This window comes from Aurantiacibacter sp. KMU-128 (assembly GCF_056933515.1).
Genome location: NZ_JBXORT010000001.1, coordinates 1,903,232 through 1,922,453 on the forward strand (window position 1 = coordinate 1,903,232; position 19,222 = coordinate 1,922,453).

11 protein-coding genes are annotated in these 19,222 nt (G+C 59.9%); 4 read left to right on the forward strand and 7 right to left on the reverse strand.

Going from position 1 to position 19,222, the window contains the following annotated elements:
• Positions 1-364: 364 nt before the first annotated feature.
• The 4 genes from ACS0VV_RS09380 (at position 365) to ACS0VV_RS09395 (ending at position 7,519) form a co-directional block, all read left to right on the forward strand.
• Positions 365-3,469: a TonB-dependent receptor gene (locus ACS0VV_RS09380; protein WP_483532450.1), complete on the forward strand. Its 3,105-nt coding sequence runs from the start codon at positions 365-367 to the stop codon at positions 3,467-3,469.
• A 125-nt stretch (positions 3,470-3,594) separates the two neighbouring features.
• Positions 3,595-5,148: a sulfatase family protein gene (locus ACS0VV_RS09385; RefSeq protein ID WP_483532451.1), complete on the forward strand. Its 1,554-nt coding sequence runs from the start codon at positions 3,595-3,597 to the stop codon at positions 5,146-5,148.
• A gap of 18 nt (positions 5,149-5,166) precedes the next feature.
• Positions 5,167-6,486 carry a hypothetical protein gene (locus ACS0VV_RS09390; RefSeq protein ID WP_483532452.1) on the forward strand — a complete coding sequence of 440 codons (1,320 nt, stop codon included), beginning with the start codon at positions 5,167-5,169 and terminating at the stop codon, positions 6,484-6,486.
• A gap of 154 nt (positions 6,487-6,640) precedes the next feature.
• The gene (locus tag ACS0VV_RS09395; protein ID WP_483532453.1) at positions 6,641-7,519 is read left to right on the forward strand and encodes a formylglycine-generating enzyme family protein; all 879 of its coding nucleotides are present in this window, start codon (positions 6,641-6,643) and stop codon (positions 7,517-7,519) included.
• Between the two features lie 169 nt (positions 7,520-7,688).
• Here the strand turns inward: ACS0VV_RS09395 and ACS0VV_RS09400 are convergent, their stop codons facing one another.
• From ACS0VV_RS09400 to ACS0VV_RS09430, 7 genes are all read right to left on the reverse strand, one after another.
• Positions 7,689-12,029 (reverse strand): PKD domain-containing protein, encoded by a 4,341-nt coding sequence (locus ACS0VV_RS09400; protein ID WP_483532454.1) that lies wholly within the window; start codon positions 12,027-12,029, stop codon positions 7,689-7,691.
• Between the two features lie 90 nt (positions 12,030-12,119).
• The gene (locus ACS0VV_RS09405) at positions 12,120-12,785 is read right to left on the reverse strand and encodes a response regulator (RefSeq protein ID WP_483532455.1); all 666 of its coding nucleotides are present in this window, start codon (positions 12,783-12,785) and stop codon (positions 12,120-12,122) included.
• Positions 12,786-12,875: 90 nt separating this feature from the next.
• Positions 12,876-14,807, reverse strand: a complete 1,932-nt coding sequence (locus tag ACS0VV_RS09410) for a sensor histidine kinase (protein WP_483532456.1) — start codon at positions 14,805-14,807, stop codon at positions 12,876-12,878.
• A 153-nt stretch (positions 14,808-14,960) separates the two neighbouring features.
• The gene (locus ACS0VV_RS09415; protein ID WP_483532457.1) at positions 14,961-16,859 is read right to left on the reverse strand and encodes an ATP-binding protein; all 1,899 of its coding nucleotides are present in this window, start codon (positions 16,857-16,859) and stop codon (positions 14,961-14,963) included.
• 81 nt (positions 16,860-16,940) lie between these two features.
• On the reverse strand, positions 16,941-18,032 hold the full coding sequence (locus tag ACS0VV_RS09420) for a DUF1176 domain-containing protein (protein WP_483532458.1): 1,092 nt from the start codon (positions 18,030-18,032) through the stop codon (positions 16,941-16,943).
• Between the two features lie 4 nt (positions 18,033-18,036).
• Positions 18,037-18,606, reverse strand: coding sequence for a hypothetical protein (locus ACS0VV_RS09425; RefSeq protein WP_483532459.1), 570 nt, complete (start codon positions 18,604-18,606; stop codon positions 18,037-18,039).
• Positions 18,603-19,217 (reverse strand): hypothetical protein, encoded by a 615-nt coding sequence (locus ACS0VV_RS09430; RefSeq protein WP_483532460.1) that lies wholly within the window; start codon positions 19,215-19,217, stop codon positions 18,603-18,605. Before ACS0VV_RS09430 ends, ACS0VV_RS09425 begins: the two co-directional genes overlap by 4 nt.
• Between the last annotated feature and the right edge of the window lie 5 nt (positions 19,218-19,222).

Sequence of the window (19,222 nt, forward strand, 5' to 3'; positions counted from 1 at the left end):
GATCCGGATAACAATCGCATCGCGGGATCATCGCGAGTCCCCAAATAACTAAAACAATTTGCTTTACTCATTGGTGCGAATCGGTTTAGGACGTTGCCGAAGCTGACCAGCAAATGGCAGCTCGGGCTCCGGCGATAATCATCGCTCGCGCTACTTGGGAGGACGGTATGGGGATTCCAGAGGCAGGACTTTGCAAGCCGGCAGGCCGTGGCGACGGCACACACTGGCAACTGTCGGGATGCGGAAGCCGCGCCATAGCGGCGCGCTCAAACTGCGACGTCTAACGCGGCGCGACCGCCCGCACAGCAAGCATTTCCGACAAACCAATTTTCAAAGCAGATCAAATAATTCAGTGGAGGGGAACATGAAGCTACAGCTCATTGCATCGGGGTCGAAACTTGCACTTGCGATTGGCGTCTTGGCCGTTACGAGCCCAGCCGCCTTTGCGCAGGACGCAGGTGCACAGGACCCAGATGACGAAACGTCCGCGTCTGAAAACGCACAGACGGAAAACACCATTGTTGTTTCGGGCGTAAGGCAGTCGATCGAAAGCGCGATCGACTCCAAGCGGGAATCCGACCAGATCATGGATTCGATTACCGCCGAAGACATTGGTCAGTTGGCGAATGACAACGTATCCGAAGCGCTGCAACGCGTCACCGGCGTACAGGTGATCCGCGGCAATGACGGCGAAGGCCAGAACGTGCAGATCCGCGGCCTTTCCGAAAATAATGTCACGCTCAACGGCGCAACCGCCTCTGGCACCGGCGATATCGATCTGAGCAATGGCAATGACCGGAGCGTCAATTTCCAGGACTTGCCGGCTGAGCTTTTCGCCGGGGTTGAAATCTTCAAGGCTTTGAGCGCCGACCAGATCGAAGGCACGCTTGGCGGCACGATCAATCTGCAAACGCGCGCGCCGCTCGACAGCCGCCGCACTACGATCCTCAATGTTTCCGGCACCCAGCGCTATGCCGAAGTTGGTGACCTTTGGCGCAATGACGCCAACGTCTTCTTCCAGCAGCAATTCCGCGACACGCCGATTGGCGAAATCGGGGTGATCCTGAATTTCGGTTATAAGGAAATAGCGACGGTCGCCAATGTCTATGGCGGCGGCGAATTTGCCGATGCACCGGGTATATGGATGCGTATGACCGGGGAAGATCCTGCGCTGGCCGCAGCCAATATTTTTGCTACACCAAATATTAGCGGCGCCCCTAACCCTTACCTTTTGGCCTCGGAAGACGTTAACGGAGACAATGTCGCCAATGCCAGCGACGTTTATTATATGCCGCGCGCATTCCAGACCTCGACCCGGTTCCGCGACGATACAAGGCGGTCTTTCAACGGCACGCTGCAATGGCGACCGGCATCGAATCTGGATATCCGCTTCGATGCGGTGATCACCGATCTGGATCAGTCGCTGACCGGTGCGAACATGAACCTCATTTCCAACCCGCCGCGCGCAGGTTTCCTTATCGGCGGACCAGGCAACGTTTTCGAGGAACTGGCTAACACACCCGAATTCGGACAGACCTATGTGATGACCGCCGGCCGGCTTGGCGCCTTCACAACCCGCGTCGGCGCCGCTCCTTCAATCAACGAGCGTGAGCGCCGGTCCGAACAATATGCGTTCGAGGCGACCTGGGAGGCTACCTCCAACCTGACCCTATTCGTTCAGGGTACGACTTCCTATGGCGAGGCAACCACGCTGAACTTCGGCCAGCTCTCGGCAGCCATTGAGGATGGCGGCGGGCCGAACCCGGCGTTCAACAATGCCGACTTCCGCAATATAGTAGATTTCAACCTCGCGAGCGGCCAGATCCCGCTGGTCACATTTTACGAGAGCCCGTTCCCCTCACCGAACTTTGGCGTGACCTCGGTCGTCCAGCCGGGCAATCTGGTGGCAATTGATCCCGGCGATCTGAACTACGAACGTTATCGCTACTTCCAGTTCCAGCGCAACGCGGCCGATACAAGGAACGATGACGATTCCTTCCGTCTTGATGCGACGTGGGAAACCGACGGTGGCTTCTTTACGTCATTCCAGACAGGCTTCCGCTGGGCCGAGCGGGCCTTTGAGCGTGCCCGTTACGAGAATGCCAGCGAGACTGGCAATGGCGCTTTGTTCCCCTTTACCGAATGGGACGGGTTGCGTGATCCCACCGACAGGATTGCCATCCAGCGTATTCCGGTGAACCCGGCGAATACGACTGACCCTGGCGCACAGGCCAGCTCCGAATTCCTCAGCCAGTGCCTGACACCGGCCACAACCTCGGGCGAGCTTTCACGCTTTGGCGGCAACTTCCCGAGCACCTGGACGAGCACCGGCGGTTGCGACATCGCGGCAATCACAAGCTATTTCAACATGATCGATATTCGCGCGGTCGATCCGGTGTCTGGCGCAGGCTTCTTTGAAGTGAAGGACGAGCGCTTCTTCGTCGCCGAGGAAACCCTTGCCGGGTACCTGCGCGCCGACTTCGAATCGTCCATCGGTGATGTGCCATTCTATGGCAATATCGGCCTTCGCTATGTCGAAACCAGGATGGATTCCTCGGGCTTTATCCAGAATGTCGGCACCCCGGTGACCTATGATCTGATCACTTTCGAGCGCGAGTATTCAGACTGGTTGCCGAGCATCAATCTGAACTTCGCCCTGTCGGACGAAATCATTGCCCGCCTTGCCTATTCGCGCACGCTTGGCCGGCCGGGATTGAACCAGGTTTCGCCGGGCCTTGACCTTCAGCGAAACGATCTCGACCCCAATCTTGCAGGCAACGGTATCGCCGGCAATCCCGATCTCGATCCGGTCCACGCGAACAATTTCGATCTGTCTCTGGAATGGTATTACGACCGCGGCAGCTACATCGCGGCGGCTGCTTTCATCAAGGATATCGACAGCACGATCTTCCTCGAGCCCGATCCGCAAATCCGCGATATCAACGGGGAACTGTTCTCGGTCCGGAGCTTCCAGAATTTTGGCGGCACCACGATCCGCGGACTTGAAATCGGTATGGCCCATGCCTTCAATTATCTGCCCGGTTTGCTCAACAATTTCGGTGTCACTGGCAATCTGACGCTCATCGACGAAAGCAGCGATCTGCTGGACCAGGAAGGCGATCCGATCGGTCGTGAAGGTCTTTCGGACGTTACCTACAACCTCGGTGCCTATTACGATGATGGGGACTTCAGCGTCCGCTTTGCTTACAACTGGCGGTCGGAATTCACCCGCCGCGAGTTTGCTCCGCTCAGCTTCAACAGTGACGAGGGACTTCCCGAAATCGAAGCCGCGCGCGGACAGTTGGACTTCTCGGCTCGCTACCGGATCAATGACAATTTCCGCCTGACCTTCAACGCCATCAACCTGACCGATACGGGCACCGAACGGTACCTGAAATATCCGGTGCTGGTGAACTACTTGTCGGTTGCGGGCCGCAGGTTCGACCTCGGCGTTTCGGTCAGCTTCTGAGGAAAAGGTCTCTCTCAAGGAGAATGGAAACGCGCCATCCGTCCCGGCAGACATGGCATCTTGCCCTTGTCTGCCGGGCAAGTGGTTTCCCGAGGATTTAAAACCTTGGATCTCGAAAGTTGTTCATGAAGGCCCTTCTGACCATTGCCGCTCTTGTTGCCACCCTCGTGGGTTGTGTCCATTCGCCAAGTGAAGCTCCCGCGTCGGAACGGCCGAACATTCTGCTGGTAACGGTGGACGACATGAACTGGAATTCGGTCGGTGCTTTCGGCAACCCGATTACCGACATAACACCCAATATCGACAGGTTCATCGCAGAAGGCCGCCGGTTCGACAGAGCCTATGTCGCCGCAGCAAATTGCGCACCTTCGCGTGTGGCGCTCCAGACTGGCCTCTACCCCCAACAAACAGGAGCTGTGGGGTTCTTCTACATCGACGATGAGGACACTCCCTCGATAGCCACCGAGCTGAAAGGCAGTGGGTTCTTTACCGGCGTGATCAACAAGGCATCCGACACCAATCCGGGGCCGAACAACGCCGATTATTGGGATTTCAATTCCGGCTTTTCCGAAGCGGAAAAATACTCGCCTGCCGCCTATGGGGAGCGGAGTGCAACGTTCTTCCAGCAAGCCATCGCGAGTGACCAGCCCTTTTATCTGGTGGTCAACATCGCCGATCCGCACAAGCCGAATTACAACGATCCCGAAGCAACAGCGATGGGGGCCGATGAATATGTGCCCAGCCGTCTGGTTGCGCGTGAGGAAATTACCGTGCCGGGTTTCCTGCCCGACCTTCCGGAAGTGCGGCAGGATTTGCAGAATTACTACAATTCAGTACGGCGCGCGGACGACGCATTCGGCGCGATCATGGCTGCGCTGGAAGCAAGCGGGCTCGAAGATGACACGCTGGTGATCTTCCTGTCCGACCACGGGATGCCGTTCCCTTTCGCCAAATCCTCGGTCTATGACAACGGCCTCAGGACCCCGCTCGCCATGCGCTGGCCGGAACATATTACACCGGGAACCGTGGAAGCATCGTTGGTGTCCACAGTCGACCTCTTGCCGACGATCCTGCAGGCAGCGGGCGTCGATCTGCCTGTTGGCCGGGATTATCTGGGTAGCGACCTGGTGAATGCTTCGCTGGCCGATCGTCCGCAGCTGGCGTTCGGCAGTTTCGACGAAAATGCGCGCGGCTACCCCTCCCCCATGCGCGGCGTAATCTCGACCGAATGGGGGTACGTCTTCAACGCCTGGGCCGATGGCGAGCACGAGTTCCGGAGTGCCGATATGTACCACGCATCCTACCGGGCAATGCAACGCCATGCGCGAACCGACCCTGCCGTTCGCCAGCGTTTCGAGTTCTTCCGCGACCGCACGGTTGAGGAATTGTGTCACCTTGCTGTTGACCCAGATTGCCTTGTCAATCTCGCGGACAATCCGGCCCATGCCGGTATTCTTGCCGAGATGCAGGCTGCCATGCGCGCGCACATGGTGCGCACCGATGATTATCTGCTCGAAGCCTTCGACCTGCGCGGCGACCGTGCGCAACTGGTTGCTTTTATGGACCGGCTACATGAACTGGCGCGCGCCAGATCATCGAGATTGCAGTGGCGGCGCGGGGAAAACCTGGATGGCAACACATCCTCGAATGAAGTGCTGTTTCGTAACGGCCAGGATTGACAGGGGAAGAGAAGTATTATGGCGGGACTGGGACAGACCTTCGGGCGGATGGGCCGATCGATAGGCGCTGCTGTGGCGCTGTTTACAGTATTCACCACAGGCGCACAGGCACAGGATGGCGGGCGCTGTGCAGCTGCTCCCGAACGGGCTGCCGCTAGCTATAACTACGTTCTCGGCACGCAAGCCATTGGTTCGCAATACCACTTTGGGGATGGCAGCCCGCTGATCGAACAGGCCGAAGCGATCCGCGGGTTCGGGTCGAACCTGCTAAAGATCTCGCTCGGCGATGGCGCGGCAGAAGGGTACGGGACAGGACGGGCGATGCGCGGCGCGCGGAGCGTCCTCGAATATGTCGAGGATTCACGCGAAATCCAGCAGGCGTTCGATATGGATTTCGCCTACTTCCAGGCATGGGTGCCCACCTACACATCGGGCGAATGGCGTGACGGTGTGACCCGCCGTGAAGCAGCAGCGTATTACTATGAAATGTACAATCTCGCCGAATGGCTGCTGGAGCGATACTCGGGCAGCGGCAAAGTTTTCATGTTGGGAAACTGGGAAGGCGATTGGCTCCTCCACGGAAATGGCGGGCGCGATTCAACACCTTCCGATGAAGCCATCGAAGGCATGACCGAATGGCTCAATATCCGCCAGCTCGCCATTGACAATGCGCGGGCGAACGTCCCGCACGAGAATGTCGAGATTTACCACTATGTCGAGGTCAATCTTGTCGAGAAAGCCATGCGCGGCGAGGCCAGTATGGCGCACAGCGTGCTGCCCAATATCGATGTCGATCTGGTGTCCTACTCCAGTTACGAAGCGATCAAACGGTCGCAGGAGCCAGACCTAGAATCGATCAGAGAGCCCCTCACCGCCATCCTTGATTATCTCGAAGGGCAGCTGCGCCCGCGCCCCGGACTGCCCTTTTTCCGCCGCGTTTTCATCGGCGAATTCGGCTACCATGCCAACCGCGAACGCCCGCGAACAGTCGAGGCGCAATTTCTGAAAACGCGCTACGTGATGCAGGTCGCGCTCGAACTCGACCTGCCCTTCGCGTTGTCGTGGCAATTGTACAATAACGAGTATTCACCAGAGGGCGTTTCGCGGGAAATGTCACTTATCGACGAGTCTGGCTCGCGCCGTGCACTGTATTACTTGCACAGCGAATATCTCCGCCAGATGCACACCTTCGTCGCAGCATCGTGCCAAGAAACTGGCGTACTTCCGACAAACCTGGAATTCCGCACCCAAGCACTAGAAGTTTTGTCGACGCTCACATTCGAAGATATGCAGGCGATGGCGGATGCGTGGAATGCGGAAAGCCGGCAAGGGGCTTAGGATGCAACTCACGAGACACCGGAAGACCGTCTACTGCGTCCTGCTATTGGCAAGCGCAGGGATAGTTTCCGCCTGCAATTCTGAAGAGGCACCTCGCAGTCCGATCGTGCCTCGAACCGCGGCCGATTTCGCAACGACGCAAGAATGCGCGCAATTGGATGATACGCCAGTCCTGATCGAAGGTGGCACCTTTCTGATGGGCCAAGACAATGTCTACCCCCAAGAAGGCCCGCGACGCGAAACCACGGTAGACAGCTTCTCGATCGACCCGCACGAGGTAACGAACCGCCAATTTGCCGCCTTCGTAGCGGCAACCGGCTATATAACAATAGCCGAAAAGCCCGTTGATCCGGCGCTTTATGGTGTGCCCGCCGATCAGATTCCGCCCCACCTGCTGGAGCCGGGATCGGCGGTTTTCTCTCCGCCGGACAGCCCCAGTACTGATTATATGGCGTGGTGGAAATATGTGCCGGGTGCGAACTGGCGACTGCCTTATGGGCCCGACGGACCAACAGCACAGGACAACCAGCCCGTCGTGCATCTCGCATGGGATGATATGGTGGCCTATGCCAACTGGGCAGGTGGCCGCTTGCCGACAGAGGCCGAGTGGGAATATGCCGCCACTGCAGGTGCGGAACCCACTACCGAGCAGCCTGACGGACAAACGGCCAACAGCTGGCAGGGGCAATTCCCCGTCATCAACGAACAGAGTGACGGCTTTTTGGGTGTCGCCCCGGTGGGTTGTTACCCGGCCAATGCCTTCGGCCTGTACGACATGGTTGGCAATGTGTGGGAAGTGACGCAGGATTTTTATCGCGACGGCCACGATCCGGCAGACAATGTAAACCCGCGTGGGCCAAGCGAGAATGCTGCCTATGATCCGTTTAATCCGGGTGTGGCCTCACGGGTTGTGAAGGGTGGTTCGTATTTGTGCGCCCCCAATTACTGCCGCCGCTATCGCCCGGCATCCCGTCAGGGCCGCGATCCCGGCCTTGGAACCAGCAATGTCGGCTTCAGGCTTGCCTACGATTAGGAAAGGGTGTCGCCCCTGCCCCATACCCGCAGCAATTGGCTGCCCCTGGTCTCTTTTGCACGAATAACCTCTTCGCCATTACCATCTTGGAAAGTGTAACCCGCCGCCCAGCCAATGCGGCTGAGCGGCGGGTATGGTTACGCTGTTAAGCTTGGGAGGACTGGCCGCGCTAGAACCCGAATGAAACCGCGATATGGAAGCCGGTGGCACGGAAATTGTCCGAGCCGATGCCGTCATGGAATGCCGACAGGCTCGAGCGGAAGCTACCCGAACCGAACCCATCGATCCCGCCCTCAACCCGCGCGCGAACGCCGTTGTCGAGCACTGCGTTCAGCTCCGTGCCGAACGTGTAAATGCCTTCGACTTCGGCGAACGGTCTGATCGACCAGCCATTGTCCAGACCGACCAGATGCTGGATCCGCGGCCGGAAGCTGACATCGCCCTGGGATACGGTCTGCCCGGGAATTATGATGTCGAGGCTGTCGACATATTCGCCCGACTGTTCGCTGAGATAGCGGATGGTCATTTCAGGCCGGAACTGGGTCGCATCGCCGAGATTGAACTGCCCGATCAGCGAGCCCGAATAGAAGGCACGATTGGTGTCGAAGCTGTCCGTATAGGTGCCCAGCGGCGAGACGAGATTGTCCGAACTGCCCCACGCTCCGCGCACTTCGGCAAACAGGCCATCATCAAGCCGCGCCATCACATAAGGGCCGACCATCCAGCCATGGCCCTCCGCCTCTCCGGCCAACAGTGCACCCTTGTCGGTAAAGTCGTCGAACTGCGCGAGCACGCCCAGCAAGAGATCGCTGCCGACCCGGTAATCCGCCCCGACATGGAGGATGCGGAAATTGCCCTCCTGCGACCCCAGCCGGGTATTGGCAAAATAGGCCTCGCTCCAAAGATCGAAGGCCTGCCTGCCACGATCGGGATCTCCTGTCGCCGCTGCCGCCATCGCAAGGCTGGTCGATACGCTCGCCTGCCCTGCCCCAAGCGTCATCGCGAACGGCAACTGGCCCGATCCGGGCACCGGCACACCGAACGCCGTCGCACTTCCCCCTGTGCCCGCTGTCGGGTTCAGGCGGTCGAGGCGGCGCTGGAGATCGGGTTGCAGCGACAGAATCAGCGCATTGCGTCCGGTCAGGAAGTTGGTGATTGCGGTCACCGCCGCCTCGCGCGAATTGGCGCTGGTGAATGTGCAAACCAGGTCTTCATTGGGAGCGAGCGCAATCGCCACGCTGCGATTGCCAAGATTGACCACTGAATCGGTATCATTGCAGCTGATATCGGTCAGGGCGAGGCCTGCCGCCGAAAGATCGGCAAGGCTGACCGTGTGCGATCCCGCCGCGACGCCTGTGGCCGACAGCTGCCCGCTGCCATTGCTTGTGGCGATTGTCCCGTTGAGCGCCGCAATGCTGGAAGTGTAGGCAAAGCTGCTGTCCGAACCAATCACCCGCTGGATGATCGTTACCGTGCCGACCCCGCGTATGCCGATGGTCACGGTGTCAGCGCTCGACGTCGCTTGCCCGTCGCTCACCACCAGGCTGAAGACAATATCCTGCAGCCCCTGCACATCTGGCGCGGTAAAGCTGGGCGCGGCGCTGGAGGGATCGGACAGCGTTACCGCCGGGCCGCTCACCTGTGTCCACTGGTAGGTTAGTGGATCACCGTCCGGATCGTTCGACGCACTGCCATCCAGCGTCACCGTGCTGCCGCTATTGATCGGCCCTTGGTCGATCCCGGCATTGGCAACCGGCGGCGAATTGGCCGCCACCGTGATAGTGACGCTGTCTGCCACCGAACTGCTCAGCCCGTCGCTGACAACCAGATCGAAGCTGAGCGTTTGCGCCGTCGGCAACGCTGCCGGAGCGGTGAAGACCGGCGCGGCGGCGGTCGCGTCGTCTAATGTGACGCTCGGTCCGGCGGTTTGCACCCAGGCATAGGAAAGCGGATCGCCGTCACCATCGGTTGATGCCGTGCCATCCAGTGTGACCGGCACACCGCCGCTAACAGTGGCGTCGGCACCGGCATCGGCTTGCGGGCCGATATTGGCAGGGATGGTGACATCAACGGTGTCCGCTGCGGAGCTTGCGATACCGTCATCAACCGTCAGGCTGAATGTCAGCACCTGCGCCGCGTTGGTCTTGGCCGGAGCAATGAAATTCGGGTTCTGCGTGGTCGCATCGTTCAGCGTTACCGCCGGGCCGGAAACCTGTGTCCACAAAAGCGAGAGCGCGTCACCGTCGGGATCGGTGCCGAACCCTTCGAGGGAGACCTGCGATCCCCCGGGGAAAGTCACGTCATTGCCCGCGCTCGCCACCGGTACGGCGTTGGCCGCAACGGTGATATCGACCGTATCGGCGGTGGAAGTGGAGGTGCCGTCATTGGCGGTGAGGCTGAAAGTGAGCAGCTGGGCACTCGCGGTCTTGGTCGGGGCGACGAAACTTGGGGTTAGCGTTGTCGCCCCGCTAAGCGTGACCGCCGGGCCGACAGTCTGGGTCCACTGATATGTTAGCGGGTCACCTTCGAGATCATTGGCCGTGCCCGCTAAAGTCACATTTGTGTTGCCTGCCACGGTCGCATCCGGGCCGGCGTCAACCGTGGGTGCGGCGTTGTCGGGAATTGTAATCTCCACCGTGTCGGCAGCCGAGCTGGCAAAGCCATCGCTCACGATCAGCTGGAATATCAGCGATTGCACCGAAGTGGTGGCTGCCGGCGCGGTGAAGGTGGGGTTGGCGGTGTTGGCACCGCTCAGCGTTACCGAAGGGCCCCCGGTTTGCGTCCATTGATAGCTCAGCGCGTCGCCATCGCCATCGCTCGAGCCGCTGCCATCGAGGGTGACGGAGGTGCCACCCCCGGCGCTGGCAGCGGGCCCTGCATTGGCGGTGGGGCCGACATTGCCCGGGACCGTGATCTCGACTGTATCAGGCGCGGAGTTGGAAGTGCCGTCATTAGCCACCAGCCGGAAAGTCAGAACTTGCGGTGCGGCGGTCTTGGCCGGCGCGGTAAAACTGGGGGTGAGCGTTGTTGCCCCGTTCAGCGTCACCGCAGGGCCGCCGGTTTGCGTCCACTGATAGGTAAGCGGATCGTTTTCGAGGTCGTTTGCGCTGCCCGACAGCGTGACACTCGACCCGGGCGCGGCAGTGGCATTGTTGCCCGCATCAACGGTGGGCGGAGCGTTGGGGTAGGCAGCGATCACCAGCACATCGGGCGTTGAAGAAGTGATCCCGTCGCTCACCACAAGCTCGAACACAATCGCGGTAGGAACCGGGATCGCGGGAACGACGAAGCTGGGCGCAGCCGTATTGGCACCGTTGAGCGTAACGGCAGGCCCCGCAGTCTGCGTCCATTGATAGGTCAGTGGCTGGCCATCGACATCGCTCGACCCGGTTCCGTCGAACACCACGGTCGACCCCTGGCCGGCGTTCTGGTCCGGCCCGGCATTGGCCACCGGAGCGGTGTTGGCAGGAATATTGATCGTGACGCTGTCGGCAACCGATGCCGAGATCCCGTCATTCACTACCAGATCGAAAGTGAGTGCCTGCGCGGCGGCAGCAACTGGCGGGGCGGTGAAGGTGGGTGTCGCACTGGCAGGGTTGGAAAGGGTGACAGCAGTACCGCCGGTCTGCGTCCATTGGTAACTGATCGGATCACCATCGCCATCGGTCGAAGCCGACCCGTCGAGCGTGACGGTGCTGTTAGCCTGCACGTTCTGGTTAGGCCCCGCATTGGCCGTGGGGCCGATGTTGGCAGCGATGCTGACATTGATTGTGTCGTTGCTAGTATCGAACCCGTCATTGGCCGAGAGGTTGAAGGTCAAGAGTTGGACCGCGTTGGTCTTGCTTGGGGCGTTGAAGGAAGGCGTAAGGCTGTTTGCGCCACTCAGGGTTACACTTTGACCCCCGATCTGGGTCCAAAGCACCGAGGTCGGATCTCCTTCAAGGTCGAAAACCGACCCAGCTAATGAAACTGGACTCAGTTCTGTCGTCGACTGGTCCGCTCCTGCATCCACAACTGGCTCATTATTTGCGCGGAGATTTAGGCAGGAGCCACCGGCCATTTGGAGGATGCTATCGGGGATTATGACTTGAGTGACAGCAGTCCCCGACCCGCCGAAATCCTCGACCCTGATAAACTTGTCGAAACGCTGGGTACCGAGGGGAATTGTTACATCGATGAATTGTGAAACAGTTGAAGTTACGCCTACGGTTTGCACCTCGGTAAATCCAGTGGTTCCAGGCGTTTGCATACCAGACTGATCGGTGATCTGCAGACTGTAGAAATCGAACGATCCACTGCCGTCACCGGTCTGCCCGGTCACATTCAAATCCCATGAGATCCGGCACGTAGTGCCCACGGATGTCGCTTGAATATTGGTCAGGCTATTGAAGATTGCGGCGTGCGCTGGGCTGGCTGACAAAGTGGCTAATACACCAGCTGCTCCGGCAATCGCCGTCGAACGAAGCAATGAGTTTCTGATAATGGCCGTACGCATGGTGCCGCTCCCCATTTGAAAACTTTCACAATGGGAGCTGGGGTAGAACGGGCGTCGGCGCTTATGATGCCATGAATATGGTTCGGTGCAAAAATCTGAAATTGTTCAGATTTTAAGCTGGCCCGTCTTGAGCGCTTCATACACGGCTTCGCTCCGCGAATGCACAGCCAGCTTGGAATAGATGGTCTTCACATAATTGCCGACCGTGAGCGGTGAGATACCCATTTGCACCGCCGCCTCCTTGTAGCTCAGCCCGCGCGCGAACAGGTTGAGCAGTTCGACTTCGCGTGTCGACAGTCCGTCCTCTTCGGCAACTGCCTGTTCCACCAACGGAGGCTCCTTGCGCAGCCGTTCCAGCAGATAGACCGCCGCCGCCGCACTGATCGGGGCGCCGCCATCGAGCGTCGCGCGGATGCCGTCGAGCAATTCGGCCGGGTCGCTGTCCTTGAGCAGATAGCCATCGGCTCCCGTTTTGATCGCTGAAACTACGGTCTCGCGGTCGCCAAAGCTGGTAATGATCAGGATACGTGCAGCGGTCGCCGCATGGATCGGCGCAACCAGATCGAGCCCGCTGCCATCGGGCAGGCCGATATCGAGCAGAAACAGATCGGGCTTCAACCGGATCAGATCATGCGCCGCCGCCACCGAGCTGGCGACACCTGCCAGATCGAGATCGACCGCCCCGCTGATCACTTCGATAAAATGATCGAGCAGGTTGGGATCGTCTTCAACTACGGCAATGCGCCGTGTCTGGCGGAGATCATTGGTCACTTGCAGGCCCTGTCCTGTGAATGGTCAGAAGCGGGCATGAGCCACACATTGCAACTAGCCCCTAGCCGTGAATATGGTTGGCGGGTCATGTTATTCGGCACCCGGCGTATGATTTGCGGGAAGCGCGGGGTTGCGCTCCGGCAGATCGAGAACGACCATCGTCCCGCTATCCGCACGGACGACCTCTAACATCCCTCCAATGCTGCGCGCCCGCGCCAGCATATTGGTGAGACCCCGCCCGCGCCCGTCGGTGCGGGTCAATCCGCTGCCATTATCGGCAATGGTAATACGCAGCGCATGGGCGGCCTGCGTTCCGGGGGCGATCGTAACAGCGATCCGGTCCCCACCCGAGTGTTTCAGCGCATTGGTGACCGCTTCCTGCATAATGCGGAAAATCTGCAAAAGATCGCGCGGCCCGTAATCGGGCAGTGGGCAATCTTCGGCCAGTTCCCAGACAAAGGCGAACCCGGCCTTTTCCACCCGCGGCATTGCGCGCTTGCGGAAGATGGAGAGTGCGGAGCCGAGCGACTCGCCAACCGAATCCATCGAATCTATCATCAGCCGCATCTCGTCGATCACGCTCTGGATGCCTTCGACGTAATCTTCCTGCCGCGCCTTGCCGCGCTTGGCCATCATGAGCATCGACATCAGATTGCTGCCCAGGCCGTCATGCATATCGCGCATGATGCGCTGGCGTTCGGCACCGTGGGCTTCCAGCCGGACGAGTTCCTTTTCGCGGATGTGCGCCTTTTCCAACTCGGCGGTGCGGTCATCGAGCTCTGATTGAAGCAGCGCGTTGATCTGCGCGGTAGACTGAAAAAGGCGGAAATTGCGGGCAAAAAAGGCAATCGAGAAAGCCAGCAGCAACAGCGGCTGGGTCATTGTCAGGTAAGGCGTATTCAGGCCCCACAACATTATGTTTGCAAGGAAAATCGCAACCGTCAGCCCCAAGGAAATCAGGATTGCTGCCTCCCAGTAACGCGTTTCATCGACAGTGAAAAAATGCCACGCCATCCGCGCCAGCATTATCCCCATGAACACCAAGCCTGTCTGGTCGATGAGATCGGTTGCACGGTCCCATGCGGAGGCGTTGGGTTGCATCAGCAGCCACGATAAGATCACCGCCACCGCCGCAGCGAACATCGTCAGCATGGCGGGCACAAAGAAGCGGAGCGGCCGGTTCGACCATATGTCGATCAGGATCGGCCAACACGCCGACAGGAACAGCGTGATGACTGCATAGTAGAGCCCCCGCACATAGCCGTGCAGCGGTATATCGGCCCATAAATGGAAATGGGTGTGCAAGGCCCAGCTAACCGTCAACAACAGCAACCAAACCAGCAATGCCTTATGCTGCGCGCGCAGCAGCGCGACGAAGACAAAAAGCGCAAGCACACAGCCCACAGTCAGAGAGATCGTCCGTGCCGGACCAAGCAGAAATCCCTTCCAGCCAAAGGCACTTGCGACCTCAACATATTCACCGAAAAGCGATGCCCGATTGCCTCCCAGCCGGGGGATGTCGAATACCCGCAGCGTATCGATCCGGTTGGTGCCGGTTACCAGCATCGCGGCGGGTATCCGGATGATCTCCTTGGTTAAAGCATCATATGTTATATTGGGGAGAAGCATTCGGCCTTCACCATGCAGCAGTTGCCCGTTGACATAGATTTGGCTGTTGTCACCACCATTCTGGTCCAGCATGGCCAGGCCCGCTGGCGGGATCTGCGTCAGCTCAATCTCCGCCCGCACAACGCTGTAACCAGCTGGGAACATGACGTCTGACTGCGGCTCGATCGTGCGGAAGTCAGCACTTGCCAGCCCCTCAACATCGGGCGATGCCGGCTCTGCGACACTCAGTCGGGTAACCTCGATGAATTCAACCGGGGCAACTGGTGGCTGAATGAAGACGGGGTTGAAGACCAGCCAGAAGAGAGCTTGAACGCATAGGGTTGCGCCAATCAGCTTGATTAGTCCGGGCCAAGGCAGTCGGTGAACAAGTCGGGCGATAGACGAAATGGTCACAATCGCTCCTTCCCTGTCTGGCCTCAGCAACTCGGGCCAATCGCGGCTCCCGAAAAACCATCTTTATGGCAGCGATCATCCCGAGAAAAACCATAATCATGGTGCCGCCTTGAAGCCAACTGCAACTTTGCTCCGACTGGCGAAGCTGACCTCCTACGCAGTTTCGGGAGCGGGAAGTTTCAGCGCAAGCGTAGTACCAGCGTCGCTCCCTGCGATCTCTAGCGTACCGCCAAGCGTAGCCGCGCGGCTGCGCATACTGATGATGCCGTGGCCCCTTGTGCTATCGGCGGGGATTCCCCGGCCATTATCGCGGATCGCGATCCGGATGCCGCCATCGTCCTCCACACCGCTGGTCAGACTGATTTCACTGCCACCCGAGTGACGGATCGCATTGGTGACACCCTCCTGCAGAATTCGCAGGATTTGCAAGGTGCGTCGCGGACCGGGGCCGGGCTGTCCTTCGGGCAGAGCGTGTACGACGGTAAAGGTAAGGCCTGCAGCCTCCACCTGCGTGCGCGCGCGATGTTCGAAGGAGCAGAGCATTTCGGCCAGCCCGTCCTCGGCCGAATCCATCGAATCCACAATCAGCCGCAAATCGGCCATGCTGGCCTGCAGCCCTTCCTCGATCTGTTGCTGTTGCACGCCGCCCTGGCGCACCTGCATCATCAGGCCGAGCAATTGTCCGCCAATCCCGTCATGCATATCGCGCACGATCCGCTGGCGCTCTTCCAGCATACCCTGCCGCTGGAGCATTTGTTTTTGCGCATCATAGCTTCGTGCCAGCTCGGCGTCCTGCTGCGCCAGCCGCGCGGCCAGGATCGCGTTTGCTTCCACTACAGTGCGTCGCGCCGCGCTCGCTTCGCGCGCAATCGACGCGACCATGCCAAGGCCGAGCAGCAGCCCGACCGGATTGGCGGCGTAAAAGGTCAACGGAAGTCCGACCCCAAAGGGCAGCACCAGCTCAAAGCTCGAATCCGCCGCATCGATTGACAGCGCTAGCAGGCAGGCCATCAGCACCAGCCTTTCCAGCCAGCGCCCATCGCGACGCGCAACAATGCCCCAAGCCAGCGCGCTCAGTCCGCCGAGCGCCAGCACCAACAGCATGAGCGAAAACGCCACGGCGAGCCCTTGGAACCAATAACGGATGGCAGAGCCGACGAGAAATCCTGCTGTCGTAATAACAACTAGATACGTCACCACTGCCAGCCAGAGCCATCCCAGCCAGCGCGTCCAGTCGCGCGAGATCGCCTCACCTGCCAGCAAGTGCCGGGCAAAGGCAATGATGAGCGAGCCGGCGAGCAAATAATAGAGGAAACTGGTGATCAGGAACGGCACTTCTAACGGGGTGGGAAAGGAAATGAACCATGTTCGCAAGGCCCAGATTACCATCAGCGCCATCAGCGTGCGCACGCGGGGCCGATCTTCCTGTGGCCAGTTGGTGACAAGGCAGAGCAGCGTGGCAAATAGCAGCACCGAAATCGCCATGATCGGCAGATAGCGGTTGATCAGCTCCCCCGCCGCGACCGCGCGCGCGGCCTCACTCGCGTCGCCGATATGGAACACTGCAAGGCTGACGACCGCGCTTTGGGTTTCCACCAGCACCGCAATTTCGTTGCCGTCCTTTTGCAGGAGCCGGGGCGGGATCATGTAATACAGCGCCTTGCCATCGGTCGCACCGCGCAGTGTGTCACTGGGCAAATTGGGCTGGATCACCTGTCCGTTCAGCCGGATTTCCTGCAGGCCCGGAGTTGCACCGAGGAAAAAGGCGCTGTCCTCGCCGCTGTCTTCCGGCGCGAACGGGATCAGGAAAGCGCCGCGCGGCGAAGCATCTTCGATGGCGCGGCTGTAATTCGGGCTGTCATTGTAGGGGATTCGGACAGTTTCCGCGCCTGCGACGGGCTCGCCCTGTTCGTCCAAAGGCTGGAATTCCACCCATGGCCGAGCAGCAAGGCCTTCGGGGCGCACGGAACGCTCGCCCGCCGCCAATGCAAGCAGAAAGCCCGCAATGACAGCGATCAGCACCAATCCGGCGCGAAGCGTGTTGCTCCCCAAACCTGCCCTCCGTAACGCGAGTCTAACACCCGACGCGTTTACCAGCCTATCCCACAACAAGGCGATAGCCCCGCACCCGCATTATTCCGGCACCGCGCGATAGGTCTGCAACCAATTGTTGGGCAGGATATCATGGCATGCGGGCATTTCGATGCTGTCGATCATTGCAAAGGCCTGCCCTGTCCACGCCCAGCGCCGCTGCCAGCCGCACATTCCGCCCGAATAGGTCACCAGCATCCCCGATTGCATATCGAAGCTGCTGTTGCGCAAGATTGGCGGATCAGCCTGCCTGCCGATATCGGGACGCGGCAAGGCGTGCAGCGACAATTCGCCCGCAGGCGTTTCCACCAGCCACAGGCTCGGCTCGACATATGGCCCAGCACCGCAGCCGATCGACCACAAGGCGTGCCCGTCTGCCAAAGCAAATCGCTCGACCGGAAGCACAGCATCATTTGCACCAGGCTCGCAAAGCCACTCCTGCCATTCTGCAAGGCGGGGAATGTCCGCTAGCACGAATTCTTCCCGTCCCACGGCGCGCATGACCTGCGCCAGCGGGCGTTGCGGCGGAGGCGGGACAGTGCGCGCGGGCGCTTCGCCATAGACCAGCATCGCCGTCACCGTTCCCGCGCGGTGTTGCGCATCGTCGATCCAGCGCAAAGAGGCGGCGAGACCGGCAGTGGTGACAATCCCGTGCTCCTCCCCGCCGGGAAGCGTGGTGATGGCACGGTGGCCATAGCGGTTTTCGATCAGAAAGGATGCGGTGAAGTCAGCGGGCAATTCGTATAGCCCCGGCTCCAGCTGCACCAACGGGAAGGAACGGGTGATGCAGGCCGCATCGCACACGATGCGGATATCCAGCCGCTCCGTGCCATCGCTGGGCGCCTCTCCCCAAATCCTGGTGTCGAGAATGATCCGCAAGGGCGCATCGGGGGCCGCATCCCGCCGCAGCCACAGCTTGGGACTGGCAAGATCGCCCGGTTCGGCGCGCTCGGCCCGCGTGACAAAGGCGCGGCTGACGCTGACGGCAACGCATTGTCGGGCATTGTCGCAGGCGACCGACCAGTCGGAAAATTCGCGCACGGCCAAGTCGGTCGATTGGGCGCGCAGCGGGCTCGCCATCACGCCGCTGAAAGCCAAACAAAGTGCGGCCAATCCGATCAGGCGCACCGCCATCAGCCTAACCCTGCGCCCGCCGCTTGCGCCAGCCAAGCAGCGTCATCGCCGCGCCTAAGATAAAAAGGCCCGCCACCCCCATCCACCACAAAAAGCGATAGGAGGCAGAGCCTTCGTACCGCACCTGTTCAGCCAATTGCAAACTTGTGTAGTCATCGGGTAAGCGGACTACAAACGTCTCCGTCCCCACCGGCATGGCGGCAAGGTCGCTAGCCGACACATCGATTTGCGAGGTGGTGATCGCAGGATAGGCGGTCGGAGCCAGCGTTCCGTCAGCTGCCCATTGCGCATAAGGCGTGGCGGCGTTGAAATCATGTTCGACTTCCAGCACACTTACTGTTGAAGTCCGAATGCGCCCCCGCCGCCCGCTAGAGGTTTCGCTCCGCTCCGAATGGCCGACCACGGTTGCAGCGGAAACCACGCCGGTATCGCGCAAAAAAGCGTTCTGCGTATCGGCTTCCCCCTGCAACAGCAGCAGGAACGGGGCCACCAGCATACACACAATTCCGATGCACAGCAGCAATTCGCCGGGCTTGCCGGGATTGCGGCGGGGAAGCTGGTAAGTCTGGCTCATGGCGCACTCGTGGGCAGCGGCCCCGCTGTGATCGCTCCGCGCAGCGCCGAAGCGCGGCTTATGCGCCAGCCGATCACTCCGAAGATCAACGTCATGAGAAGCGAAATTACAATGCCGGGATAGTAGCTAGACGGTTCGAAATAGCGGATGTCGTCGATAAACAGCGGCCCGTCACCGCTGTAGATCGTGTCAACCACAACCAACTGCTCTCCGATCCGCCGCGCCTCGTACACATCGGCCGGAACCGATATGATCTCGGCACTGTCGCTATCGATCAGCGCATCGCCTGTTTCCTCGGGCGGCGAAGGCAAATCCCCCGCAAATCCGGCGGCGGCAAAGTCGGTATAGCGGACAGTCGATTCAGGATCGAAACGCACCCATAGCATCCGCCATTGCTCGGTTCTGCTACGTCCGCGACGGCCTTCATAGACAATCGTATCGGTGTCCTTGCCGGTGATGACCGCGTGGCTGACCGTCCCTTCGGTACGATAGCGGTCCACCAGCGATTGTTCTTCCTGCATCCGCATGAAGAATATGAAGGCAAAGATCAGCGCCAGAACCGCGAGCATCTTGAAACAGAGGCCGATCCACGGCCGGGCGACAGCGTTCATATCAG

Excerpts from the sequence above, each read along its gene's own strand:
- ACS0VV_RS09385 (WP_483532451.1), top strand. The coding sequence starts at position 3,595 with ATGAAGGCCCTTCTGACCATTGCCGCTCTTGTTGCCACCCTCGTGGGT.
- ACS0VV_RS09380 (WP_483532450.1), top strand. The coding sequence starts at position 365 with ATGAAGCTACAGCTCATTGCATCGGGGTCGAAACTTGCACTTGCGATT.
- ACS0VV_RS09400 (WP_483532454.1), bottom strand. The coding sequence starts at position 12,029 with ATGGGGAGCGGCACCATGCGTACGGCCATTATCAGAAACTCATTGCTT.
- ACS0VV_RS09430 (WP_483532460.1), bottom strand. The coding sequence starts at position 19,217 with ATGAACGCTGTCGCCCGGCCGTGGATCGGCCTCTGTTTCAAGATGCTC.
- ACS0VV_RS09420 (WP_483532458.1), bottom strand. The coding sequence starts at position 18,032 with ATGGCGGTGCGCCTGATCGGATTGGCCGCACTTTGTTTGGCTTTCAGC.
- ACS0VV_RS09425 (WP_483532459.1), bottom strand. The coding sequence starts at position 18,606 with ATGAGCCAGACTTACCAGCTTCCCCGCCGCAATCCCGGCAAGCCCGGC.
- ACS0VV_RS09390 (WP_483532452.1), top strand. The coding sequence starts at position 5,167 with ATGGCGGGACTGGGACAGACCTTCGGGCGGATGGGCCGATCGATAGGC.